Genomic DNA, 25,038 nt, shown 5'->3' with positions numbered 1-25,038 from the left:
AAGCTGTCTGACGAAAACACGCCTCGTGCGCGTATTTGCCACACCGGCCAACACGGGAAACCGGTTATGGTAACTCATGGGTGGATTCGAACCGCAGCCGCTCAATGAACGACCGTCGGATGATCCGGGCCACCGGTGAGGCCCGATGGCCGACCATATAGGTGGTCCTGAATTTTGGTCACCATTCGGAAGCCCGACACGCACTCGCGCAATATCGTCACGATCGCGTCGTGGTCGTTGCGCTCGCATGCGCGCGCGAGGCGATCAATGATGGGTGACAGCTCTTCGCGCGTGTAGAAATCCTCGGTGGCCATCATGATCTTGGGATGCATCGTCCCCGAGACGTCTTCACCGATCAACAATTCTTCATAAAGCTTCTCACCCGGGCGCAGGCCAGTGAAGCGGATCTCGATGTCACCGTCCGGTGTGCTTTCATCTCGTACGGAGAAGCCGCTCAGGTGTATCATGCGGCGCGCCAAATCCCAGATCTTGACGGGCTCGCCCATGTCGAGCACGAACACCTCGCCGCCCTTGCCCATTGCGCCGGCCTGGATGACCAGTTGCGCAGCCTCCGGGATCGTCATGAAATAGCGGGTAATGTCGGGATGCGTCACGGTGACTGGCCCGCCGGCGACGATCTGCTTGCGAAATAGCGGCACGACCGACCCCGAGGAGCCCAGCACGTTGCCGAAACGGACCATGCAGAATTTGGTACGAACGTTGCTGTCGTTCGCGAATGCCTGAAGCGTGAGCTCGGCGAACCGCTTGCTCGCGCCCATAATGTTTGTCGGCCGTACGGCCTTATCCGTCGAGATCAGCACCATCGTTTCGACCGATGCGGCAATCGCCGCACGCGCGGTGCTCAATGTGCCGAATGCATTGTTCAACACCCCTTCGGTCAGGTTGAACTCGACAATCGGCACATGCTTGTAGGCCGCCGCGTGATAAACCGTTTGAATATTGCAGCGCTCCATGACCCGTCGCACGCGGGTTTCGTCGCGCACCGACCCTAGCACCGGCACCAGTTGCACCGCGAGGTGTTTGGAGCGAATGACCTGCTCAAGTTCCTGCTCGATGGAGTACAGCGCGTACTCCGACTGTTCGAACAACACCAACGTGCGCGGCTGCACCATGACGATCTGACGACAGAGTTCCGAGCCGATCGAGCCACCGGCGCCGGTCACCATCACGCACTTGTGACGAATGTTGGCGTCGAGTAACGCGCCATTGGGCGGCACGATGTCGCGGCCGAGCAGATCGTCGATTTCGACCTCGCGAATGTCCTCCGCCTTGACTACGCCGTCGACCAGATCGGACATTCCCGGAATCACACGCACTTCGACCTTGAGGGATTCGAGTCGGTCGATGATCTCAAGTCGTCGCGCCCGGCTGACCGATGGTATGGCGAGCAATACCTGCCGAATCGCGAAGCGTTCGATCAGCGCGGGAAGATCGTCCGGAGAATGGGTCTTCAGGCCGAGAATCTCCATGCCGTGCAAGGCCTGCGCGTCGTCAACGAAGACCACCGGCTGAAAATCTCGCCCGGCGCGCAACGCCACGGCCAATTGCCTGCCCGAGCTGCCCGCACCGTAAATGGCAACGGCGTGACGCGTATGGCGCGCCTCGGGTTGCGTCACCTTCTGGAGTAAGGCGCGTGCGAGGAAACGACTCCCCCCGATGAAAAGAATGGCCATCATCCAGTAGATCAACATCGCGCCGCGCGGCACCGGCGGTTGCGTCAAAAATACCAGCACGGCAGCAAACAATCCCACTGCGATCGTGACTCCCACAACGACGATCACGAGCGCGCGGGCTTCAATGTAGCGAATGACGGCGCGATATAACCCAATGCGAATGAAGATCGGAATCGCCACCACGGAGGTTAGGAAATAGACCCACCACGCGTGCATTTGCGGAAAATGCCAGACGTCCAGACGTAACCCGATGGCCGCCCATAGCGCAAATGGGAGCAGCACTGCGTCCATGCTCAGAAGCACGAGGCTTTTTGCCGTACGCGACAAATTGGTCACAAACTTGAACATGGTTCCACGGGCCTCCACTATCAATGCGACACGCCGTCACGACGCATCACTCGCGCGAACGTCTTGAACAGAATCTTCAGGTCGAACAGGAAAGTTCTGCGTTGCGCGTATTCCGTATCGAACTTGACCTTGACGGGAATGGGCAACTCGTCGCGCCCGTTGATCTGCGCCCAGCCTGTCAGGCCGGGGCGCAATTCGTGCACCCCATATTGCGTCCGCAATTCGATAAGGTCCTGTTGGTTGAACAACGCCGGACGAGGTCCGACGAGGCTCATGTCACCACACAAAATGCTCCAGATCTGGGGCAGCTCGTCGAGACTCGATTTGCGCAGAAAGCCGCCGATGGGTGTCAAATGGGACTTCGGATCCGAAAGCAGGTGAGTCGCAACCGCGGGCGTATCAACGCGCATCGAACGGAACTTGGGCATCCGGAAAATACGATTGCCCCGGCCCACGCGATCCGACCAATAAAGGGCTGGCCCCGGCGACGTCAGCTTCACTGCCAATGCAATGATTACGATCGGAATGAGAAAGACGACAGCGGCGACCAGCGCGAACGAAAAATCGAAAAATCGCTTCATATGATTGGTATGGAACAAACACAGCGCGGGATTTCACTACCGTCAGACTCGCTGTCCGACGATCATGATGCAATTGAGTCACCGGAGCGCCACGCGCTCACCGTCGCACGCATGCCCTCTTGCACCGAGAACGGCGGACGCCATCCGAGCGTGTCGGAGGTGTGAGCGATATCGACCTGCAACGAGCCCAATACCCGATCCGCCGTCGCCTTCTTGCCGATTAGCCCGGCGGCACAATCCATCAGCGACGGCGGCACACGTATCAGACGAGGGCGTGAATCCAACGCGTTGGCAATCTCGCGGACGAGGTCCCCAGTGCTCAGATCTGCGCCGTCCGAGACGAGGAACGTTTGACCCGCGGCCGCCGGGTGCGTTGCACAGGTCGACAGCAAGTCGGCGAGATTGCCCACGTACACCATGCTGCGGCGGTTTCTGACCGCGCCGAACGGTAACGCCCTACCGTTTGCCACCGCCTGCATCAGGCGCAGAAAATTGGCCTTCACGCCGGGCCCATAGACTAACGGCGGACGCACAACGACCACCTCAAGTCCGTCCCGAGCAATTTCCCAAAGACCTTCCTCGGCTTCCCATTTGGATACGCCATAAGGATCTTGCGGCGCGGGGGGGTCGTCGTAGCGATACGGCGCTCGCGCGGTCGTGCTCTCGCCATTTACCTTGACCGAGCTGACAAAGACCAGGCGTCGGACGCCGGCACGCAGGCACTCCCGCGCAAGACGCGCTGTACCCGCCACGTTGATATCCCGAAATTTCGCCAGGGCGACGTCGTTTCCCGCTTCGTTCATTACGTGCACGCGCGCGGCGCAATGCACGACCACGTCGATGCCGGACAGCGCTGCAGACCAATTCGTGTCCGGACCGAGGTCTCCCACAACGCGTGAAAATTCGCCGTTCGTCTGTTTCGTACGATACGCGCCCAATGCGCGAACGTTGGGCATGGCGCGCAGATGGGACAGGAGCGCGCCGCCCACCAGTCCGCTCGCACCGGTGACTAGAACATTAGTCGTCATCATCTTGGCGGGCGTCGTCTCGACCATAATTTAAAGCAATGAATAAACGACAAGGAGAGCGATTATACGCGCTCGACCCCGCCTTCTAGCGCAAATTGGACGCATTTGCTCAACGTTATTGCAACAGGGCAGACATCGGTGATTCATTTTGTAACGCATTTAATCCGGGAGCGTGGTTCAGCGCATTTTGCCTGGTGGCGCGCCCGAGCGAACCCGATACGGCCCGGACCGAATTATTTCGTTACAAATTACCGCCCCCGGGGGTCGCGGCAAACGGTCGTTCGCCATCGCAGGCCGATGGCGGCACCGCGGTAGCACGATCTACTGATATACCAAGGACCGGGCCGATCGATATTTTTCCGACTCCGGCGCGAATATACCTTTCGAGCGTCGGCGAGCGAACGCGAGTCCCATACCGCTTCGAGGATCCCTGAACGAGAAAAGGCGCAAGCGTCGATGCACTATACTAGCGCCCGATTTGCGGAAAATTGCCTGGTATTGCCGTGTTTGGCAGCGAAAGACGCGTTGGAGCGCTTACCGGGGCATTGGTCTCACCCAACGCATCGTCAATACCGGGAAAGATGACTTTTATAAGAAATTACAAGCTGTTCTCCTGCCTGTACTTCCTGACGGTCCTCGTCACCATCGGCATGGCGTACACCCTGGGTTTCAGCGAAGCCGCACGCCAAACGGCGGGACTTCCGGAACGCTTGCGAGACATCACCTTCCCGATCTGGGACTCGCACCCCCTTTCGCAGCACGGTTTTCTCGTCTTTATTTCGATGGAGGACTTCGCAAAGAAGGTTGCGTATTCAAATCACTCCACAGCCTACCTGTTCTACATGTACGTTCTGTACAAGGTGGAAATGCACGTGCATTCGTTGCCGATGCGCGTGACCGGCGCCATCGCGAATATTGTCTCGCTGGCAGTCGTGACGTTCTTTTTGCTGACCCAGTTGATCAAGACGCGCCTGTCGTTCGGCAAGGGGCTGCTGGTCCTCCTGTCGGTCGCGTTCATGCTGTCGATGCCCGGATTCTGGATCTCTTCGGCCAGATTCAACGTCGACAATACGTTTCCTTTGGTGTTCGCCTTCCAGGCACTGATCGCGTTCTTTGTCTGGAAGCGTCCGGCGCGGTCCGGCATGCTTGCCGTAGGAATTGTGCTTTTTGCCGTGTTTTGTCCGATCTATGCTGCCGTACTGGGGCTCGCTCTGTTGGTGTGCGCATGCCGCAACGAGGGTCTCGACGCGCGGATGTGCCGTCTGGCAGCGCTGGCCATCGGTGCTGGTATCGTCTTCTACCTCCCGTCGCCGCTCGTGTCGAAGGCGATCGGGTTCACGTCGTCCAATAGTGGGTGGCTAACGCGCGCCGGTCTGGATGGCGACACCACGTATTTCAACAACCTGCTGAAATCCGTACTGGCTCCCTATTTCCCGCGACCGTTTTCCACCATTGCCGTACCGATTCTGTTCCTGCTGACACAGTTGGCGTATTTCCGTCTGACCGAGCGCCGGGATTCACGGGCTGGCGCCGCTTCGCACGCGACTCCCCCCGCGCTCGAAGGGGTCAGCTTGTTTTATCAGCTGCTGTTTGCGCAGTATGTGATGACCTGCCTGCTGTGGCCGCAGGCCGTTGCCATTCATCCCTATTTGTACGATTACATGTTGCTGGGACCGGTATTCATCGCGATCGTGCTCACCTTCGCATGTGAACGCCCGCCGGTTGCGCTGCGTTTCTGGGTGCTGGCATTGCTGTTCTGTATCTCGTTCCATCTCGAGCAGATCGCACAAGCCAAGTGCCAAGGATGCAACTATCCGGCGGCATGGGACAGCAAACGACCGTAACGGCAAGGTCCGCCGTCGCGGTGGAACACCCTGCCACACAGAAAGCAAAAAAACCTCGCCAGGGTAGTCCTGACGAGGTTTTTTTTAAGGGCACCGGCGAGCCCCATATATTGAGTGGTGGAGCGGAGGAGGATCGAACTCCCGACCTTCGCATTGCGAACGCGACGCTCTCCCAGCTGAGCTACCGCCCCACACGAAGCTTTGATTATATCGATTTTTGCCGGCGGGGCGAGCAGCCGACAAAATTGCTCGGGAATGCCACCTTTGCGCGCCGCCGTGTGCCTCAAACCGCCCCCCGATTCCCCTTCATTCCCTTGATGGCCGGGACCTTCGGGGCCTTCGCGACGATGGTCTTCTGTGCCCTGAGGTAGCGGGCGACGACATCCCACACCGGCTCGCCCTGCGCGCCTTCGGCCACCGGCGCCCAGCCCGCGACCTTGTAGGTCTTGCCCGCTTCGATCGGCTTGCCGTTCAGGCGCATCTCCGTGATGCGCTGCCCCATCGGCGCCATCGGATCGATCGTGTAATCCATGCCGCCCACGCGCACCATGTCCCCGCCCTGCTGATAGTACGGATCCGGGTTGAACAGGTTGTCGGCCACGTCTTCGAGCACCGTCTTGATCGTCTCGCCCGTCATCGGTGTGAGCGTCGTGTACGGATACGTGATCGCCGTCTGATCGAGCAATTGCTCCATCGTGATCGCCTGCCCCGGCAACAACGACGTCCCCCACCGGAAGCCCGGCGAGAAACCGATCTCGGCATCCTTCTCGGCCATCACCGCGTCGAGCAGCAACTGATCGAAGGTACCGTTGAAGTTGCCCCGGCGGTACAGCACACCCTCGGTCACCGCTAACGGCTCCGCCAGCCTCGCCGCGAACGGCGCCCGCACGCGCTCGATAAGCGCCTGCATCTGAGCATCCGCCGGCAACAGATTCGCAAACACCGGCAACAGCTTGTAGCGGAAGTCCACCGGCTTGCCGCCCTTCACCTCGAAGTCCAGCACCGCAAGGAACTTGCCGTTCGAACCGGCGTTGGTGACGAGTGTCTTGCCCCCGGCATTCTCCACGACCACGGGTTTCGGCACACCGTCGTGCGTATGACCGCCGAGTATCGCGTCGATGCCGCGCACGCGCGACGCCAGCTTCAGATCGACATCCATGCCGTTGTGCGACAGCACGACCACGACCTGCGCCCCCTTGCCGCGCACCTCGTCGACCATCGACTGCAAGCGGTCCTCCTGAATCCCGAAGGTCCAGTCCGGCACGAAGTAGCGCGGGTTCGCAATAGGGGTGTACGGGAACGCCTGCCCGATGATTGCCACCGGCACACCGTTCATCGTCCGGATCGTGTACGGCGCGAACACCGGGTCGCCAAAGTCGTTCGTCTGCACGTTCTGGGCAACGAAGTCGATCTTGCCCTTGAGTTGCTCCTCGACCACCGACTTCACACGCTCGGCGCCATACGTGAACTCCCAGTGCGCGGTCATGACGTCCACGCCGAGCGCCAGCGTGGCGTCGACCATGTCCTGACCCTTCGTCCACATGGCCGTGCCGGAACCCTGCCACGTGTCGCCGCCATCGAGCAGCAACGCACCGGGGCGCGACGCCTTCATGCGCTTGACCAAGGTCGCCAGGTGAGCGAAGCCGCCGACCTTGCCGTACGTGCGCGCTGCCGCCGCGAAATCGAGATAGGTAAAGGCATAGGCATCCTGCGTGCCGGGACGCAGACCGTAGGCCTTGAGAAACGCCTCGCCCACCAGATGCGGCGGTTTGTTCGCCTGCTCGCCGATCCCGAGATTGACGCTCGGCTCACGAAAGTAGATCGGCAGCAGCTGCGCATGGCAGTCGGTGAAGTGCAGCAGATGGACGTTGCCGAACGCCGGCAGATCGTAGAACGCCGCAGCCGCCTTGGCCGCCGCCGTCTCGTGATGCGACAGCGCCATTCCTCCGGCGGCCGCCACTGCCAACACCTGCATGAACTCGCGTCGATTCATTTCGTCTCCGTGGCACATGCATCTGGCGACGCACCGCCTCAATTTTTTCAGTTGCGCACCGATGCCGCTGCGCGACATCGGCCTTGTCCATTGACCTTATGCATTGACCGTACGTCACGACGCACTTGCATCGCCGACGGCTATCCGCCTGCCTTGCGGCCCGGCGTCACAACGCAAGCGCACGAGGTCACCGCCCCGCGTAATCGGCGAGCGCCGCCACGTCCTCGCCGAACATCTCGCCGACTTCCTTGCGAAGGACCTTGCCGTTGCGTCCGATCACATACAGTTCCGGCAAACCGCGACGCTTGCCCAGCGCCGCCCGCCAGGCGTCGGTCTCCATGCCCGCCGGGAACGTGTACTTGTGTGCCTTGACGTAATCGACGGCCTCCTGCGGCGTTTTGTCGATGGACAGCGTCACGATCTGAATCGGCTTGCCGCGCGTGGCCTCGTAGAGCTTTTGCAGATGCGGGTTCTGCTGTGCGCAGAACGGACACCACGACGCCCAGTACTCGACGATGACCGTACGATCCTTGAAGGCGCTTGCGGGCAGTGTCTTGCCGTCGAGCAGCGTGAGCGGCGGCAACGTCACGCTATCCCCGACCTCGACGGCCAGCGCGGGCGCGCTCGCCAGTAACGCCGTCGCACCCATCGCGACACCGACCGCACGCCACACGCGCAGCGTCAGCAATATCCGAAATGCCCGCAGCGCCTGTGTGCTGACGTGACGAATCCCACCGATCTCGGCATTCATTGAATCACTCCGGATGTCGACGACGATCCCTGTTGGACGAACGGCCAATGGTCACACCATTGGCCGCATGCGACCGCTTACGCTAGCCCGGTGTCGCTTACTGATTGACCGGCGAGGCCGGGTCGAGCAGCAAAGCCATCACGTCCTTGAGCTGCTGTTCCGTGAGGATGCCCGCCGCACCGAAGCGCGGCATGTTCGAGCAGGCCATGTAGCTGTGCGAGTCGTAGACCTTCGCCCAGGTGTACTTGACCACTTCGGGCGAATCGCCACGCAACTTGCCGTAGTTGTACAGCGACGGACCGATGTTGCCGAACGAGATTTCGCTCTTGGTCAGTTGATGGCACGCGTAGCAGTTGCCGCCGTTCACGGTATCGGCCTTGTCGGTGAACTGCATGCCGCGCCCGTTCTGCGCCACTTTCTCGCCTTCCTTCCAGTCCCCGAGATACTTGCCGTCGGCAGGCGCCTTCACGCTCGCCAGTTCGGCTTTTTGCAGACGCTCCGCGATTTTGGCCGGCATGGGCTTGGTCGCGTACTGCGTGCACAGCTTCTGCAATTCGCTCTGGTCGATGCGATCGAGTTGTGCGATGCCCGAGCCACGGAACGAGTCGCGCAATTCCTGCACGACGGCCGCGTCGGTGGTCCCGGTGGCGGGCTTCGCGCCCTCACCTTGGGCAAACGCTGCGCCGACGACGAGAGCCCCGGCCGCGCTCAGCGCGATCCCGGTCGCGCGCAATGCGATGGATGTCATGGGTGTGCCTCGTGATCGATCAGCGCTTCAGGCCGGGGGCGTCCATCTTGCCGCCGTTGGCCATCACACCGAGGAAAGTAATCAGATCGACAGACGCCTGCGAGCCGTAATTCAGCTCGGGCATGCGCTGCTGACGGAAGCAGTCGTACATGCGCCACTGAATCGTGCGCAGCGCGCCTTGCGAGACACGATAGCCCGGCCACGTCGCAAAAGCCTGACGTGCAGCCGCCGGTTTGGTCAGATTCGGCAGGTCCTGCAAACGAATGCGTTTGTCGTCCGACCCGTGGCAGGACGCGCAGGAAAAGTCATACGGACCGGCGCGGTAATAGAAAATCTTCTGGCCGCGCGCATAGGCTTCCTTCTCTTCCTTGTGCGACTGCGGCACGCGAATCTGCGCACCGCGCGACTGCCCCGCCACATAGGCGGTGAGCGATTCGAGATCGGTCGGGTCCTGGCCTTCCCTGGAGAAAGGCTGCTTGATGACATCCGCACGCTTGAAGCCCTGCAGATTCACCATGCATTCGACGATGCGCGACTCGGCGTCGAGCACACGCTTCGCATCCGGGAAGTAGCGCGGCAGTTGTGCGTAGGCGTCTTTGAGCACGCCGGGGCCGAGCCCCAGGTCGCACTGCGCGAGCGATACGTTGTTCGGGCCGCGCGGCGTCTTCCAGAGTTCTTCGCCGCGCATCTCGATGAGTTCTGCCGGATTGCCGTCGGCAAGCATCTCGCGATATTGCGCAATGGCGTCGGCAGTCGAATTGTCGGCGGCGAGTGCCGTGGCGACGGGGGCGCTCGCGCCCGCGATGGCGAGCAAGCCGCCCAGTACGGAACGACGCAGCCACGCCGCCTGTCGCGGGGGGCTCACCCGTGCGCTATGTTGCGCCTCTAGCATCTGACTCTCCTCTTTGTGGGTTGATCGGCGCCTGCGGGAAAGCGTCCCTGCAAGCGCCACCACACTGCTTCCCGGCATCGCCCCTCAGGCGACGGTGGCCTCATCGGTGCGCGAGTCGCCCTTGTTGTCGGTCCACGTTACGGCGATCTTGTCGCCCTTCTTGCCGCCCTTGAACTTGAACGACATGAACGGATCCTTCGACACTGCCGGACCCCATTCGGCCGTCAGCACCGTCTTGCCGTTGCAGGTGACCGTGACCGTCTGGATGAAGTGTGCGGGGATGATGTTACCGGAAGCGTCCTTGCGCTGGCCGGTTTCCATGATGTGACTCATCAGCGCCTTGACTTCGACGACACCGCCGGCCTCGGTTGCGCGAATGCGCATCGGATTACCCATGTTGTGCTCCTCTAGCCTTATACGATGTGTCGCTCAACCGCCGCAGCCGCCCAGCGTGACCTTGATTTCCTTCTCGGCCACGAGGTACTTGTTGTCCGCCTTGACGAGTGCATAGACCTTCGAGGTCTGGCCCATCTTCACGCGCGTGGTCACCGACGGCTCCGTGCCGTCCGGGATATCGAACGAGGCCGCGAGCGTATTCGGATTCTTCTCGATCAGGATGGCGATCGATTGCGTGTTGGGCGCCTTGCTGGTGACCGCCACCGGCACGACCGCGCCGTTCTCGGCGATGTCGGGAGCCGTCAGCACGACGAGGTCGCTGGGGCTGGCTTTCGTGCCGCCGAGCGCCTTGACCGTATCGTCAACGCTCTTGGTGGCAAATGCCGCCTTGTTCCATTCCACCTGTGCCGCGCGGGCCTCTTCGGGCTTGATCAGCCCGGCGGCCACCGCCAGTCCCATTACCGCGGAAAACCGCAGCATGTCGCGTCGCTGTTGGTTCATCTCTGTGTGTTTCCTCTTCCCTGAAGGCCGCCGGTAAGCGTGCGCTGCTTTCATGACGGATACCGGCCGCCGTTCGCTCGCCCATGTTGCGGCGAGCCCCCTGCCCCGGACTTACTTCGCCGGGGCGCCGGCCAGCACCCAGTCCACCAGGATCTTGGCGTCGGCATCCGACAAGTTCGGGTGCGCCGGCATCGGGATCGGACCCCAGACGCCCGAGCCGCCACCCTTCACTTTCTTGACCAGCTTGGCCACGGCATCCTTGTCGCCCTTGTACTTGGCGGCGACTTCCTGATACGACGGGCCAACGAGCTTCTTGTCCACTGCGTGGCAACCCATACAGGCGTTGGCGCCGGCGAGTTTGGTCGCAGCGGCGACGTCGACACCGGCATGCGCCAGCGAGGTGCCGGCCAGCATGGCCGCAGCGATCAGCATCTTCTTCATTGTTGCTCCTTCGGTTTTATGTAGGGGACGGGGTCCTGCGGCAGCCTCGGACATTGTCGTCGGCGCATCCGTCGGACACCCTTGCCCGCTCAACGTGCACCACGAAGCATCCAGTCGACCATCGTACGGATATCGGCTTCTGCGACCTGTGATTGCGGCGGCATTGGCATGCTGCCCCAATTACCGGCACCTCCGGCACGTATCTTCGCCACCAGTATTTCAGTCGCATCCGACTGCCCATGGTACTTGGCGGCGACCTCCGAGAAGGCGGGCCCGATCTTCTTGTCGGTAACGCCGTGACAGGCCAGACAACCGTTCTTATCCGCAAGCGTTGCTGCCGGTGACGTCGCAGCGGCGGTTTGGGCCGGCGCGTCCGGACTCGCCATGCCTAACGTGGCGAGGGCAGCGGTCCTGCGCACCGACGCATTTTGCGCGGCGGTGCCCGACAGCGGCGGCAGCTTCGTATCGACACCACGCACCGGGCCGATGACCCGGTTTTGCGCAGCCAGATCTCCGTGTGCGTCGCGGGCGTACGCAGGGAGTGCGGACGTCACGATACCAGCCTCGGGACAATCCTGCATACACGCCTTGTTATGGGTATCCGGTTTGTCGCCCACGCGCCACATGCCGTGCGCGCGCGTCATGCCGTTGCGATTGGGCATGCGCTGCTGCACCTCGGCGATGTTCCGGTCGGACAGCACGAAGTCCGCCGGCACGATCTCACCGAGGTTGAGGATATAGGCGGTCACCGCGTACACCTCGTCCGGCGTGAGCGAGCGCGGCGCGTTCCACGGCATGGCGCGACGGATGTAGTCCCACATCGTCGAGACCGTGTCGATCTTCATGAGCGTGGTGCGCACCGGCTGGTTATTGCCGCGCAGCGACGCCACGTGGCCGGTCTTGATGTCGTCTGCCGTGGTGCCGCCCACCAGTGGATTGAAGACTTCGTTGCTCTCGCCGAACGTGCCGTGACAGGATGCGCAGCGCGCATCGAAGAGCTTCTGCCCGTCGGCAACGGAACCTTGCCCCCTGGGCAGGCCCTTGAAGTCGGGGCGCACGTCGATGTCCCACGCGCTCAGTTCCGCAGCACTTGCGTCACGACCAATGCCGGCGGGCGCCTTGATGGGTGATACAGGCGATGTGGACGCGACGACTGGCGGTACTGTTTTCGCACTCGGCGCGGCGAGCGCCGTCGGCACGAACCATGCGGCGAGCGTCAGCCCGACAACGGCCAACGCGCCCGCCCACAGTCCGGCGATCACCGCCGACTGCGCCCGACGGCGCCGCACGGCGTCCGGTTTGCTGATCGGTGGGTGAATCGGCGGGTGAATCGGCGGGTGAGTCGATTGACGCTCAGTCGACGTGGACATTGGTCACCTCCCCGCTCTGTGCCACCTGCCACGTCTGGATCGCGTTGTTGTGATAGATCGACCTGGTGCCGCGCACCTCGCGCAGTTGCCGGTAGCGCGGCTGCACGAAGCCGGTTTCGTCCACGGCGCGGCTTTGCAGCAGCGCGGGCGAACCGTCCCATTGCCAGTCGAAATTGAAGCGCGTCAGGCACTTGGGCAGCACTGGCGATTCGAGCCGCGCCGCGCGCCAGGACCTGCCGCCGTCGGTGGACACGTCGACCCGCTTGATGCGCCCACGTCCCGACCAGGCAAGGCCCGTCACATTGAAGTAGCCGCGATCGAGCAACGCCTGACCGCCCGACGGCGAGGTAATGACCGACTTGCACTCCTGAATCGACGTGTACTGCCGGTGCTGGCCGTCCGGCATCAGGTCGACGTAGTGGCTCGTTTCATCCTTGGTATTCCAAGGCGCGTCGCCCACCTTGATGCGACGCAGCCATTTCACCCACGAAACGCCCTGCACACCGGGCACCACCAGACGCAACGGATACCCGTTCTCCGGGCGCAGCATTTCGCCGTTCATCGCCCAGGCGACGAGCACGTCGGAGAGCGCCGCCTCCATGGAGATCGTGCGCGTCATGCCGGAGCCGTCGCCGCCTTCGGCCAGCACGAACTGGCCACGCCGGGTGTCGGCGCCCACATCGTCGAGCAGCACCGACAACGGCACACCCGTGAACTCGCAGCATGAGAGCATGCCGTGGGTGTACTGGACGGTCGGCACGGCTGCATTACCCCATTCCATGCCGGTGTTCGCACCGCATTCGATGAAGTGCATGCGAGAGACCGACGGCAGACGCATGATGTCGTCCATCGTGTACACCTTCGACTGACGCACAAGGCCGTGCACCATCAGACGGTGCTGCGTCGGATCGATTTCCTGCCAGCCCTGGTGGTGACGCTCGAAGTGCAGGCCGCTGGGCGTGATGATGCCGAAGAGCCCTTGCAGGGGCGTGAAGGCAACCGAAGCTTGCGTGGTTTGCGTGAGACCCGGGGACTGGCGCCGCTGCAGATTCGCCTCGAACTTCGAAGGCATGCCGTACGGGCGCGCCGCCACGGGCTGGCCGAGCGACGTTGCCCACGGGCGCGGTTCGAGGATCATCGGGTCGCCTGCGCCGGTCGCATTCGAGGCATTCGAGGCATTCGAGGCATTCGGCGCATCGGCGGCGAATGCCGCACCGCCCGCGAGGGCGGCACCGGCAGCAAGAAAGCTCCGCTGCAGGAATCCGCGTCGCGAGGGGTTGAGTCCGTCGCGCGTAATGTCGGCGGCGAGTGTGCCGTCGATGAAATGCTCCGGCGCCCGGCGCAATCGGCCCGATCGGCCGGCTGGCGATTCGTTGTCGCTCACCCCTGTCTCCTCGCGTTTTTGTGGCGTCCGCCAGCATCGCGAGGACACTGACGGCTTACGGCTTTTGTATTAGTTCGTGCGCGGCATGAACCCGTCGACGGCACGCTCCGGCAACGCTTCTTCCTCGATGCGGCCCGCGACCTGCACGCACACCGCCCGACAGATCTCGACCACCCCGGTATCCGCGATCGTGTAATACACCTGATTTCCGTCGCGGCGGCGGGACAACACGCCCGCCTGGTACATCGCGCCCAGATGCCGGGACACGTTCGTTTGCGATGAACCGACCTCCGTCACCACCTCGTTCACCGAACGCTCCCCCCCGCACAGCGCGTGCAAGATCCGCAGCCGCGTCGGCTCGGAGAGCAGGCTGAAGTAGTGCGACACCTTTTCGAATACGCGATCGAGTTCTTCCATGACGGTCAGTCTTCAAGTTCGTGCGAAGGCACAGAGAGTTTCGTATATGCCTACATACGCATATACGGATAATCGAAATAACGGGCGACGGAATCAAGCTGCACTGCAACACGTCGGACACCGATGTTTCGTCGGATCGGTGCCGCCGCGCAGCGTGCAAATGGCCAATTCCATATATACCGCGAGATATAGCGCACCACATGTCATGCACTTGCGCGGTGCAAGTCTGCACCTGCGTCAACGAATCCGTTGGCATGCATGAACGCACGGCGGTTTGAGGCATCAGGGAAAAACCTGATAAGAAAAATGACGGGAGGGCGGCATTTCCGCAAAGCGCTGATCGCCAGGTTTGCCCGGCAAAGCGGGAAATATGGAAATAGGGAATAGGGAAGGCAAGCAAGCGGTAAGTCAGCGAAGGAGCCGCAGGCGGCGAGTGGAAAACGAGCGGACGGCGAACGCGGCGGCCGCCGTCCTCAACGCTGTATTGCGATCATCGTGCTCGCCTCAGGCCAATGGCTCGCTTGATGCATACCTCTCGCCGGTGCGACGTTACTCGAACTGATAAGACCAGTTGGCATTGAAGCGCAACGGACGGTTCGGCGAATTGGTCGGCGCATCGGCCACCGGCTTCGCGATCGAGAGGTCGAGCGAATAATACTTGCTGTCGGAGATCCGCACGCCCAGCCCAACGGACGCGAGTTGGTTGTGGAACAGTTGCCCGTAGTTCAGATAGACCTTGGCCGTATCGAGCATCAGATACGGCTGGATCGTCTTCAGATATCGGAAGTCGGTGCGAAACATCCGGTTCAGTTCGATGGACGCGCCCCACCCTTTGTCCCCGGCAATTTCCCCTGCGGGGTATCCCAGACCGAAGCGCTGACCGCCGAATGTCGCCTGTTCGGAGGTCGGCAGCGTGTTGCCGCTGTACTGCGCCCCGGCGGAGACGACCACGCCGAACTCCCACGGCAGCACCACGCCCTGCTTCGCATCCAGATTGAAACGCCAGAACGACAGATCGTACGGCCCCAGAATTTGCTGAATGCCTGCCGGTTGCGTCGTATACGACTGGTTCGCCCCCATCCCGTTGAAACCCTTGAAAACACCCAGGGTGGCGCTGCGGGTCTGCTTCTCGGTGACTTCGTTGTACGCCAGCTGCACCTGCCCGGCGCGCACGTTCGTCTTCGAACTGATGTTGTTCGGCGAATTCGGCACCTCATAGCGGTCACGCGAATTCACGCCGTACATGCCGCCGCTAACCGTCAGGCTGCGCTGATTGTTGAGCAGGATCGGGTATGACACGCTGACCGCCACGCGCTTGGTGTCGAGGTGGCGCGTGAGGCCGGCAAGCGCCTGATCGTCCGGCTGTCCGCGGTAGTGCGACGCATCGAGGCGCGCCTGCAACCCGTCGGAGCCGAGCGGCTGAACGTACGACGCCGCGTAAAACTCTTCGTCGTTGTGCCCCTTGGGCGCGATGGCGGTTAGTTGAATCTGCTCGCCGAGCGGCGTGAGCGCGTTGCTCGTTACCGTGAAGACACCGCGAATGCCCGGGTTGTTGTAGGAGAGCGATGTGCCCAGCGCAACCGGTTGACGCGACACGTCGAGCGAGAGTTCGGTCGCGCCATCGGTCTGCGTAGGTGGCTGGACATCGGCCTTGATCTTCATGCCGGGCACGAGCGTGAGCAGGTTCAGATAGCGCTCGAACGTCGCGCGCTTCAGCGGCCGCTCCGCCTCGATGTGCGCAGCGATGTCGCGCAGGCGCTGCTCGGACGGCCCCGGCGTGCCGGTGATCTTCGTGCTGGAGATATACCCTTCGACGACGGTCACACGCACGAAACCATCAGCGAAATCCTGCGCGGGCACGAAGGCGAAGGACAGCAGATAACCCGCGTCCTGATACATCTTCGTGACCTGATTGGCCTTTTCGACCAGATCGCCGATGGTCACTTCCTTGCCCGCCAACGGCGCGAACAGCCCCGCAATCGCTTCGAACGGCAGTGACTTCACGCCCTCGATGCCGAAACGCTGCGGTGTGATCTTGCGAGCCAGCAAGGCCTTGAGTGCGTCTTCCTGCGTCGGCGGCTGAATGTGGATCGTCGGCGCCGGCGCCTTGGGCGCTTCGATCTTCGGAATGCTTTGCATCGGATCGCCACGCACCGGACTGGCATCGGCCCACGCGTATTGCGTGCCAAGCAGGCTCAGGGAGCAAAGCGATACGGCGGATACAGCGGCTACGGCGACGACTTCGACTACGCGTACGACACTGCGATTACGAACAGACCTGACCGAGCCCTCACGCGTGACGCGTGACGCAAGACGGGACTCTCCCTGGCGATGCGCCATCCCATGCCCCCCAACGCTTATTTTTTCGTGGAGCCAGTGTAACCGCGAGGGGTAAGGCCCCGTCAACGGGGGAAAGCGGGGGTTTGCGGCGCGGCGACAACACCGCAAACGAGCACGTCGGATGCACATACGTTACCGCGCTTAGAGAATCCCCTCCAAACGCCGCCGAAACGCGCATCAGGCCAGCATGTCGGCCCAGATACCTTGCGCCCACGCGAGCCCCAGGGCGAATTCGTCTCGGGTGGCGCGTGGCGACGCGCCCCCCGTGCCCGGCACCGGCATCATGGTGCGTTGCGATGCGTCGTAGCGATGCACACTCGCCACATGCATCGCTTCGGTAGCCGAAACGAACGTGTAGCAGGTGTTGCTGTAAAGCGGCTCCGGATTGACCGGCCGACCGGACAGGGTCGCCACGATCGCGGCGGCGCAGACCTTGCCGTGCTGATTGGCCATGTGGCCGGACTTCGGCATCTGCGGCGCGATCTGGATGGCATCGCCAAGAATGTGGATGTCGGGCTGGGTGCTGGAGGCGAAACTCAGAAAGTCGACGTCGCACCACCGCCCGTTGGCCGTTGCAAGGCCGCTCCGTACAGCGATATCACCGGCGCGCATCGGCGCGATGACGTTCAGCACGTCGGCGCGCACTTCCTCCCCTAACTCGAAGCGCGCCATCGACTGCGCGCCGTCGACGGTGACCTCCGTGCAGTTGAACTGCGGGTGGTACTCCACAATGCCAGCGAATTCCGTGCGCCAGACGTCGTGGAACTGGTCCGCCTCGGCCAGCACCTGCTCGTTGGCGTCAAAGACGAGGACTTTCGCCCGGGGATTGTGCCGCTTCACCCATGCGGCCGCCTGACAAGCCCGCTCATAGGGCGCGGGCGGACAGCGAAAAGGCGCTTCGGGAATCGTGATGGCGAACACCCCGCCCTCGGGCATCGCCTTGAGGCGGGCATGCAACAAGGCGCTCTGTCTCGCGTCGGTCCAGCCGACCGGAAGCGCCTCGCGAATTTTGGGATCGTTCAGGCCCGAGATGGCCTCGCGTTGCAACGACACGCCCGGCGAGACGATTAGCTTGTCGTAGGCAAGGCGTGTGCCGTCCGCGAGACGGACTTGCTTGCGATCGGCGTCGATGGCCTCGGCGCGCGTACGCCGCCACACGACTCCATGACGCGCGACGAGCCGGTCGTACGACACCGTCAGATCGCTCACCCGCAGATTGCCGCCGACCACCAGGTTCGATAAAGGCGAGGACACGAATGCCGGGTTCGGCTCTACCAGCGTGACCTCGACGGTGTTGCCCGAGAGCACACGCAGCGCCTTCGCGGCCGTGGCGCCGCCGAATCCCCCGCCGATCACGACAACGCGCGCGCGCCCTTTGACCGGCGTCGGCCAGAGCGCAGCGGCCATGGCCGACGAGATGCCCGAGGTGCCCGAGATGCCGGACATCCCGAGCAGCGCGGCCGTCGAATGCAGACCGAGGAGAAATTGGCGACGATGCATGCTGTCCGGCCTATGGGGAAGCGGGCGGCTGCGCGGCGAAGTAGGCAGCAATGCGTTGCAGCTCGTCGTCGCGATAGCCCTTGAGCAACTGCGGCATCAACGTGGCGGGCTGTCGCCCGTCGCGCATGGCGACAAGCGACGCCATCAGCGCAGCCGCCGCACGCCCCTCCAGCGTCGGCAAGGCGCGCTTGCCCGCCGTGACCGGCGCCGCCGCGTTGTGGCAACTCATGCAGGCCATGGCCCAGTCGCGCGCCTGCCAGTCGGGTTGTCCACCCGACGGCAAGCCGGGCTGGGGACGCGATCGCGAGTCCGACCTGGGTTCGAATTGAGCAGCCGGTTTAGCGTCCGACCGCAAAGTCGACGACTCGGCGGTGGGCGTTGCGACATAGACAGGCGAAGCCGCGTGAACGCCCGAGCCTTCGGGGGTTTGCGCGACGGCCAGACCGATGGCCGTACAACCGATGACGGAAACGAACACCGCCGCGACCGCCTGCCTCACCGTGGGGTGACGCAAACGATCGCGGCGATGCGTTGTCGGGCTTTTCCCCTGACGTGAGCGCACGGAAGATGCCGAGGCGCCGGGCGAATCAGTTACCGGTCTTGTTCGACGGTCCCGGCTTGACCGGGCCTTCGCTGATCGGCGCCGGCGAGGATAGCGGCTTCGCCGTCACCGTCTCGTTGCCGATGGGCGTCGTCGTTACCGTTGCCGCGTTGGGGTCCTCAGGCTGTGCGGGCGCCGGATTCTTCTGGGCCTCCGTCGACAGGCGCTGCGCCTCCTCAGGCTTCACGTATTCGTAGAGTTTGACGACCTTCTGCACGCCGTCGACCCGGCTCGCCACATTGGCGCCGATGGTGCCCTCTTCCTGCGAGACCAGTCCCATCAGGTAGACGTCGCCGCGCTCGGTGACCACCTTGAAGACGTTGGCCGAAATCTCCTTGGTGTTGATCAGGTTGGCCTTGACCTTGCTGGTGATCCAGGCGTCGTTCGAGCGCGAACCGAACGAGCTCTTCGGTCCGATGGCGAGTTCGTCGACGATGCCGCGCACGTTGCTGATCTGCTTGACGATGTTCACGGCAGCCTGCTTGGTGGCATCGTTCGGAACCTCACCGGTGAGCAGCACGCGACGGTTAAAGACGGTCACGTTCACGTGCACCGCGTCGTCGGTCAGCGTATTGGCGATATTGGCTTCGGCCTTGACCTGAATCTCGCGGTCCTCCGTCTGCGCACCGACCGAGCGGCGGTCGGTGGCGACGAGCGCGCCTGTCGCGGCGCCGCCGAGAATGATGGGGGCGCAACCGGCCAGGGTTGCAGCAATCAACGCTGCCGCAGCAAGCGGCTTAACAACGCCTTGGACGCGTCGGAAACTCATCGGGCTTTCTCCTTCCTGGATGTTCGAACGGGACGGCCCCCGCCGCGCCGAATCGGCACCGCCCGCCCCCGCGACCCGGTGCCCGTCACATGATCTTGACGCTTCAAGATGACAATAGGTTCACTCGTCGCCCAGCAGCATCGAGTCGATCAGATCGCACAGACAGTGAATGGTGAGCAGGTGAACTTCCTGAATCCGGGCGGTGCGCTCGGCCGGCACGCAGATGTGCACGTCCAGCTCGCCCAGCGCGGCATTGACCTTGCCGCCGCCTTTGCCGGTCAGGGCGATCACGTGCATGCCGCGCTCATGCGCCGCTTCGATGGCCTGGAGCACATTGCCGGAGTTGCCGGACGTCGTGATGGCGAGCAGGACGTCGCCTTCCTGTCCAAGCGCGCGGACCTGCTTCGAGAAGATGACGTCGAAGTTGTAGTCGTTACCGACGGCCGTCAGGATGGAAGAGTCGGTGGTCAGCGCAATGGCCGGTAGTTCCGGGCGTTCACGCTCGAAACGACCGACGAGTTCGGCGGCGAAGTGCTGGCAGTCGGCGGCAGACCCACCGTTGCCGCACGCGAGAATCTTGTTGCCGTTGGCCAGGGCTTCGACCATGACATCCGCTGCGGCGGCGATAGGGTCAGCAAGCGCGTCGCGCGCGGCCAGCTTGGTCTCGACGCTATCCGTGAAGTGTTTCTGAATTCGTTCGATCGACATGGTCGTTCATGGTCGTTTGCCAGGGTATCGCAAAAGCTGCCGGCCCCGCGGCGTCCCTGCGGCGTTCGATGCCCGAGGACACGCCGTTTGCGGCCGACGTTCAGATGCCGTCAACATGAAAAGACGGCAACTTCGCAAGTGTAACAGGGTGGCCCGACACGGGTTTCCTCACAGATCGTCGGCGCGAAAGGCGTCGGGCAGCCAGTTCACCACGGGCGGACGCCCATCGAAGGTCACGACGTCGAAGCGACAACGCGCCGCCGGACGTCGCAGCAGATAGTGTCGTGCAGCCAGCATGAGGCGCCGCCGCTTGGCATATGTGATGCTCTGCGCCGCGCCGCCGAAGTCGCTGCGCGCTCTCGCTCGCACCTCGACGAATACCAGCACCCCGGTCCGATCCCGCATAATGAGGTCGATTTCGCCGCCGCGGCACTGATAGTTGCGGGCGACGAGCCGCCAGCCGCGCCGTTCCAGTAACGTCTGTGCGCGACTCTCGAAGGACACTCCTAGCTGATTCGACATGGTTGTTCCCAAGTTTTCCGTGACCGGCAATGCCGGCATCGTTCCACACCCGACGTGCGTCGCGCCCTGCCGCGCAACGCCCTCGATTGCGGGAGACCGCTGCGATGGATGATCGTCTGATGTCGCTCGCCGAGGGGCAGCATTACCCGGCGGGCACGCTTTACGTCGTCGCCACGCCATTGGGCAACACCGCCGATATCACCGTGCGCGCGTTGCACGTCCTCGGCATGGTCGACGCCATCGCCTGCGAAGATACGCGCAACAGCGCCTTGTTGTTGCAGCGCTACGGCATCGACAAGCCGCTGATTGCGGCCCACCAGCACAACGAAAACGAAGCGGCCGCACGCCTTGTCGAGCGTCTGCGCGGCGGCGAGCGAGTCGCCTACATCTCCGACGCCGGCACCCCCGGCATTTCCGATCCCGGTGCACGGTTGGTGGACGCCGTTCGCACGGCGGGCCTGGGCGTGGTGCCGGTACCGGGCGCAAGCGCGATAACCACACTGCTCTCGGCGGCGGGCGCATGGGTGGAGACGTTCACTTTCGTGGGTTTTCTGCCGTCCAAGGCACAGCAGCGCGCGCAGGCGATCACGGCGCTGGCCGGCTCGACCTCCGCACAGGTCTTCTACGAAGCGCCACACCGGATCGTTGAAACGGTTGCAGCACTGGCCGAGGGACTGGGCGGCGACCGGCGCCTGCTGATCGGACGTGAGTTGACCAAACGTTTCGAAGACATTCACGAGTGCGCGCTGGGCGAAGGTGTGGCGTGGCTCAAGGCGGACGCCAACCGGCAGCGCGGTGAATTCGTGCTGGCGATCTCCGGGGCGGTGTCCGCCGGGAGCGACGACGGTGTGGACGCACACGCACAGCGCGTGCTCGCGCTGCTCGTTGCCGAGTTGCCGACGAAGAGCGCCGCCAAACTCGCAGCCGCCATCACCGGCGCGCCGAAAAACGCCCTTTATGAACGCGCGCTGGCCCTCAAGAGCGGCTGAGCATCGCTCGACGGACACCGCCGATTCAACGCACTGAAAACCAGAAAAGTCCGGTGCGATTCTCGGCGATTCCCCAACGGACTGAAGCGCTCAGCGGCGCCTTCGGGCGCTCTGGGCAAATCTAGGGCGCGCCGCCCTTCCTCACACGCTGCCCAGCAATTCCTCGACGAGCGGCCCGTAGCAGTCGTGGACCAGATCGTGGAGAACGCTACGCCCGGCCTCGCGAATCATGGTGTCGTTGACCTCCAGGTGACGCTGTTGCAAGGAGGTTTTCACATGCGCGTTGAAAGCATCGACGTCCGACATCGCATGTAGTTTTGCCTCGGCCACGGCGAACGCTTGCGGTAACGCGCGCCGCAATGCCGCCTGCATCGGTGCGGCGTTGGAGAGATACGGCGCCAACGCTTCGCGCTCTTCGCGCAATACCCGGGCCGTCGCATTCGAGAGGTCCTCCTCGGTCACGCCTGCCGCGCCGAAGAATCTCATGTCTTCGGCGTCCATCGGCAGCCCCAGTACGTTGCGCAATTTGATCTGGTACGCCAGGTACACCTCGATCTCGTCGACGAACTTGAGCGTGCGCGCCTTCTCGTAGGCAATTTGCGCGAGAACGGAGCGCCGGTAGCACCCCTGCATCAATGCCTTCAAGGCGGGTAGGTCATCGTCGTAGTCACCTCGTGCAATATCGGCGCACAACGCCCGTTGTCTCATTTGCTCGTAGGCCCATGTCACGCGGTCCTCGCATCGGCGTGTCGAGCCGTAGCTATGCGGGAGTGTGTCGCCACGAAGCGCATCGTCGCCCTCCAGACGCACAAGCCACTCTCCAACGCCTTCGCGAAATGTCTGGCTCCCGTAATTGACCGTGCGACGCAGGTAGTCCAGAAATGCGGAGAATTCTTCGGCGCAATCCTCGTTCGAGAACTTCGCCCACGCGGCCGCCCGGGCGGGCTGGTCCTTCAGCTCGAACCAGTCCGCGACGGCTTCGGAGAGCGGGCGTACGGGCACATGTTCGCCGCACCAGATGGAAAAGAAGATCAACGCACAGCGCTCGCGCTGCGCCAGCGTCATGATCTCTCGCACCATGGCCTCCGGAATCGGGTTGTCCTCGATGTTCACCATCACGCCGGCCGCGCCTGCCGGCCCGCCACCTCGGCCCGGCGGCAGACGCAACACCCAGTTCGGCACATGACGGAACTCGTTCGCGGTAAGCGATACGAAGTCGATTCGCGGCATGTCCGGCAAATCGCTCAGTGTCGAGAGACGATTCTTCGCGAGGTACAGCCTTCTGAGGTTATCCACGCGATGTGCCGGCCCCAGAGGCACGCGGGTGAGGTCGTTATGGGTCAGGTCGAGCCGCTCGCACGCCCGCAAATCAAGAGGCAACGTAATGTGCCGGAGGCGCACGTTTTCCCTGAGGGTGATGATCCGCAACGGGCTGTGCCGCTCGCTCGACGCCGCGTGATGCGCGCCCGGTTCGAACACCACGCTGCGCAGCGACGGATTTCCATAGATACGTATTTCTTCGAGTGCACCATATTCGCCATCTTCAACATCTACGCCGTGCAGGCGTAGCGTCGTCGCGTCCGTTCCATAGATCTGCAACGTTTTCAGCGCGGGCATCGCCGGAAGTTCGACCTCATCGCCCAGCCTCGCACATTTGATGTGGAGCGACTGAAGCCTTGGCATCCACTTGGGCAACGTGATGTCCAACTCGCCTTCGACGCTCAGGCTTTCCAGATTCGGCATGCACTCCGGCAGAACCAGCCGCCCGGTGCGACTGATGACGTGTATTCGCTTCGCATCGGCGGGCACGCGATCTGGGCCGTACCACTTGAGTACCGACGAGGGCGCCACATGATCGAATGCCCATGCAGGCGCCTGACGTTCGAGGACGAACGCTTGCGCCAGACGTCTCGCCTTCGGGTCGGCCGGGTCCAGGTGGAACGATGCTGCACGAAAACCGCCGGCCAGCGGCGGACCGAAGAGCGCGGTATTTTCCAGCGCCCTTGCCACTTCAACCTTCAGACGCGCGGCGTTGCGGACGAACTTCAGCGCAAGCTCGGGGGTGAAGCCCGCGAGCCACCGCTCCCGGGCAACCCATCGTCGCGTGGCATCCGACATCGCTGCCGAAGACACGAAGTTAGCCAGATACTCGGCAGCGGCCCTGTCGAAGCGGAACACGCCTAGCGCGGCGAGTGCCTGCGCCGGCGAGAAGCCCTCGCGCATGAGCGCCCGCCAAATCGTCTTCTTGTCGCTGCCCTTTTCGGGCGGGCGCGATGTCCCTGCCACGCCGCAGACGTCGCCACGTTGCCCACAGTGCTCGAATTCGCGTCGCCGGGCGGGTATCGGCCGCGTATCCGTCAGCGCACCCGGCCGGCCGCTGCGCAGCCAGACTCTCAAATCGCGAATCGCCCGGGAGAGGGACATCGGCCCATCGGCGTGCCGTGATTCCGACGCCCGTCTGGCGTCGCATCCCATAACACGCAACAATTCATCGACCTGCAACGCGCGCAGCACTTCGTCGGGCGCGGTGAGCGGCGCGGCATTCAGCCGCCCTCTCAGGGCAATGGCGAACTGGCTGAAATCGATGCGCCGCTGGGGGTCGAGCTTGTCGCGATGGCGCAACCACGCCAGCATCGCGCGATCGGAGATTTCCGGAAAAATCTGCCGGAACAGGGCGGCTTGTGCCACGGCATCGTCATTGATGTTCGCCAACTTGTCGATCACCGCTTGCGACACCCCGGCCGATCGCAGCTCGGCGACGGATTTGCGGAACGCGGCATCGCGCGCAGGCGCCGATGGTGTCCCCCAGCGCAGCCACCCCGAGAACTGGCCCCCAAGCGCCATTGCACAACCGACCACGGACGCGTTCGCAAGCGTGGCGTGGACCGCCCCCGTCTGGGCCGACAAGCAGGCGAGCACGTCGTGCTCCATCGTCGGCCATGGGAGGCGGTGCGGATCGATCGACCGGTCGACGTTGGCGTGCGCGTCGGCGTCATGGCGCGTGGCCGTCATCGTGTCCATGGGCAGCACCGTTAGCGGCGCCGCGCTAACGAACGGGGAAATACCGGGCATCGCACGCTCCTGTGTGAGGCATCGCGCCCATTCTTTCGCGCGCGGCAGCATCGCGACTTGCGGGAAGCGCCTGCACGCCCCGATCCCTTTTTCGGGAGGCGCCCCAAAAAAATAAAACCCCCGGCAAGCCGGGGGTTTCGCTTCCGCTA

The 25,038-nt window shown here is 63.1% G+C and carries 22 protein-coding genes and 1 tRNA gene; 2 read left to right on the top strand and 21 right to left on the bottom strand.

Annotated elements, in window-relative coordinates:
• Positions 1 to 101: 101 nt before the first annotated feature.
• The 3 genes from PCA31118_RS18230 to PCA31118_RS18220 all read right to left on the bottom strand — a co-directional run bounded on the left by PCA31118_RS18230 (position 102) and on the right by PCA31118_RS18220 (position 3,654).
• Positions 102 to 2,042 carry a polysaccharide biosynthesis protein gene (locus PCA31118_RS18230; RefSeq protein WP_150626510.1) on the bottom strand — a complete coding sequence of 647 codons (1,941 nt, stop codon included), beginning with the start codon at positions 2,040 to 2,042 and terminating at the stop codon, positions 102 to 104.
• 20 nt (positions 2,043 to 2,062) lie between these two features.
• Positions 2,063 to 2,623: a sugar transferase gene (locus tag PCA31118_RS18225; RefSeq protein WP_150626509.1), complete on the bottom strand. Its 561-nt coding sequence runs from the start codon at positions 2,621 to 2,623 to the stop codon at positions 2,063 to 2,065.
• Positions 2,624 to 2,685: 62 nt separating this feature from the next.
• Positions 2,686 to 3,654, bottom strand: a complete 969-nt coding sequence (locus PCA31118_RS18220) for a UDP-glucose 4-epimerase family protein (protein ID WP_246190302.1) — start codon at positions 3,652 to 3,654, stop codon at positions 2,686 to 2,688.
• A gap of 485 nt (positions 3,655 to 4,139) precedes the next feature.
• Here PCA31118_RS18220 and PCA31118_RS18215 point away from each other — a divergent pair, with 485 nt between their 5' ends.
• The gene (locus PCA31118_RS18215; RefSeq protein ID WP_150626508.1) at positions 4,140 to 5,495 is read left to right on the top strand and encodes a hypothetical protein; all 1,356 of its coding nucleotides are present in this window, start codon (positions 4,140 to 4,142) and stop codon (positions 5,493 to 5,495) included.
• A 115-nt stretch (positions 5,496 to 5,610) separates the two neighbouring features.
• On the opposite strand, the gene PCA31118_RS18210 is transcribed toward PCA31118_RS18215, so the two are convergent.
• The 17 genes from PCA31118_RS18210 to PCA31118_RS18130 all read right to left on the bottom strand — a co-directional run bounded on the left by PCA31118_RS18210 (position 5,611) and on the right by PCA31118_RS18130 (position 20,828).
• Positions 5,611 to 5,686, bottom strand: a tRNA-Ala gene (locus PCA31118_RS18210).
• Positions 5,687 to 5,778: 92 nt separating this feature from the next.
• Entirely contained in the window at positions 5,779 to 7,488 is a 1,710-nt protein-coding gene (gene soxB / locus PCA31118_RS18205) for a thiosulfohydrolase SoxB (protein ID WP_150626507.1), read from the bottom strand.
• 187 nt (positions 7,489 to 7,675) lie between these two features.
• A complete protein-coding gene (locus PCA31118_RS18200) occupies positions 7,676 to 8,137 on the bottom strand; it encodes a TlpA family protein disulfide reductase (RefSeq protein ID WP_150626585.1) in 462 nt (153 codons plus the stop codon).
• Between the two features lie 199 nt (positions 8,138 to 8,336).
• On the bottom strand, positions 8,337 to 8,987 hold the full coding sequence (gene soxX, locus PCA31118_RS18195) for a sulfur oxidation c-type cytochrome SoxX (protein ID WP_150626506.1): 651 nt from the start codon (positions 8,985 to 8,987) through the stop codon (positions 8,337 to 8,339).
• Between the two features lie 19 nt (positions 8,988 to 9,006).
• On the bottom strand, positions 9,007 to 9,879 hold the full coding sequence (soxA, locus tag PCA31118_RS18190; protein WP_150626505.1) for a sulfur oxidation c-type cytochrome SoxA: 873 nt from the start codon (positions 9,877 to 9,879) through the stop codon (positions 9,007 to 9,009).
• A gap of 84 nt (positions 9,880 to 9,963) precedes the next feature.
• Positions 9,964 to 10,275 carry a thiosulfate oxidation carrier complex protein SoxZ gene (gene soxZ / locus PCA31118_RS18185; RefSeq protein ID WP_150626504.1) on the bottom strand — a complete coding sequence of 104 codons (312 nt, stop codon included), beginning with the start codon at positions 10,273 to 10,275 and terminating at the stop codon, positions 9,964 to 9,966.
• A 33-nt stretch (positions 10,276 to 10,308) separates the two neighbouring features.
• Positions 10,309 to 10,776 (bottom strand): thiosulfate oxidation carrier protein SoxY, encoded by a 468-nt coding sequence (gene soxY, locus PCA31118_RS18180; RefSeq protein ID WP_150626503.1) that lies wholly within the window; start codon positions 10,774 to 10,776, stop codon positions 10,309 to 10,311.
• A 111-nt stretch (positions 10,777 to 10,887) separates the two neighbouring features.
• Positions 10,888 to 11,217, bottom strand: a complete 330-nt coding sequence (locus tag PCA31118_RS18175) for a c-type cytochrome (protein WP_044457412.1) — start codon at positions 11,215 to 11,217, stop codon at positions 10,888 to 10,890.
• An 89-nt stretch (positions 11,218 to 11,306) separates the two neighbouring features.
• The gene (locus tag PCA31118_RS18170; protein WP_425495378.1) at positions 11,307 to 12,437 is read right to left on the bottom strand and encodes a c-type cytochrome; all 1,131 of its coding nucleotides are present in this window, start codon (positions 12,435 to 12,437) and stop codon (positions 11,307 to 11,309) included.
• 133 nt (positions 12,438 to 12,570) lie between these two features.
• Positions 12,571 to 13,971 carry a sulfite dehydrogenase gene (gene soxC / locus PCA31118_RS18165; RefSeq protein ID WP_150626502.1) on the bottom strand — a complete coding sequence of 467 codons (1,401 nt, stop codon included), beginning with the start codon at positions 13,969 to 13,971 and terminating at the stop codon, positions 12,571 to 12,573.
• Positions 13,972 to 14,040: 69 nt separating this feature from the next.
• Complete coding sequence (locus PCA31118_RS18160) at positions 14,041 to 14,388, bottom strand: ArsR/SmtB family transcription factor (protein ID WP_044457414.1); 348 nt, start codon at positions 14,386 to 14,388, stop codon at positions 14,041 to 14,043.
• 549 nt (positions 14,389 to 14,937) lie between these two features.
• Positions 14,938 to 16,527 carry a ShlB/FhaC/HecB family hemolysin secretion/activation protein gene (locus PCA31118_RS18155; protein ID WP_246190300.1) on the bottom strand — a complete coding sequence of 530 codons (1,590 nt, stop codon included), beginning with the start codon at positions 16,525 to 16,527 and terminating at the stop codon, positions 14,938 to 14,940.
• Between the two features lie 378 nt (positions 16,528 to 16,905).
• A complete protein-coding gene (locus tag PCA31118_RS18150; RefSeq protein WP_150626500.1) occupies positions 16,906 to 18,228 on the bottom strand; it encodes an NAD(P)/FAD-dependent oxidoreductase in 1,323 nt (440 codons plus the stop codon).
• Positions 18,229 to 18,238: 10 nt separating this feature from the next.
• Positions 18,239 to 18,742: a c-type cytochrome gene (locus tag PCA31118_RS18145; RefSeq protein WP_150626499.1), complete on the bottom strand. Its 504-nt coding sequence runs from the start codon at positions 18,740 to 18,742 to the stop codon at positions 18,239 to 18,241.
• A gap of 73 nt (positions 18,743 to 18,815) precedes the next feature.
• Positions 18,816 to 19,598, bottom strand: a complete 783-nt coding sequence (locus PCA31118_RS18140; protein ID WP_150626498.1) for a BON domain-containing protein — start codon at positions 19,596 to 19,598, stop codon at positions 18,816 to 18,818.
• Positions 19,599 to 19,718: 120 nt separating this feature from the next.
• Complete coding sequence (locus PCA31118_RS18135) at positions 19,719 to 20,306, bottom strand: phosphoheptose isomerase (protein ID WP_044457417.1); 588 nt, start codon at positions 20,304 to 20,306, stop codon at positions 19,719 to 19,721.
• A 168-nt stretch (positions 20,307 to 20,474) separates the two neighbouring features.
• The gene (locus PCA31118_RS18130) at positions 20,475 to 20,828 is read right to left on the bottom strand and encodes a YraN family protein (protein WP_150626497.1); all 354 of its coding nucleotides are present in this window, start codon (positions 20,826 to 20,828) and stop codon (positions 20,475 to 20,477) included.
• Positions 20,829 to 20,932: 104 nt separating this feature from the next.
• Here PCA31118_RS18130 and rsmI point away from each other — a divergent pair, with 104 nt between their 5' ends.
• Entirely contained in the window at positions 20,933 to 21,817 is an 885-nt protein-coding gene (gene rsmI / locus PCA31118_RS18125) for a 16S rRNA (cytidine(1402)-2'-O)-methyltransferase (RefSeq protein ID WP_150626496.1), read from the top strand.
• Between the two features lie 141 nt (positions 21,818 to 21,958).
• Here the strand turns inward: rsmI and PCA31118_RS18120 are convergent, their stop codons facing one another.
• The gene (locus PCA31118_RS18120) at positions 21,959 to 24,889 is read right to left on the bottom strand and encodes an NEL-type E3 ubiquitin ligase domain-containing protein (RefSeq protein WP_174990519.1); all 2,931 of its coding nucleotides are present in this window, start codon (positions 24,887 to 24,889) and stop codon (positions 21,959 to 21,961) included.
• Positions 24,890 to 25,038 lie beyond the last annotated feature (149 nt).

Origin of the sequence: Pandoraea captiosa, from assembly GCF_902459775.1 — a bacterium.
GTDB classification, from domain to species: Bacteria; Pseudomonadota; Gammaproteobacteria; order Burkholderiales; family Burkholderiaceae; genus Pandoraea; species Pandoraea captiosa.
The sequence above is the reverse complement of the archived record's forward strand: the minus strand, read 5'-3'. Positions and strand labels throughout refer to the sequence as shown.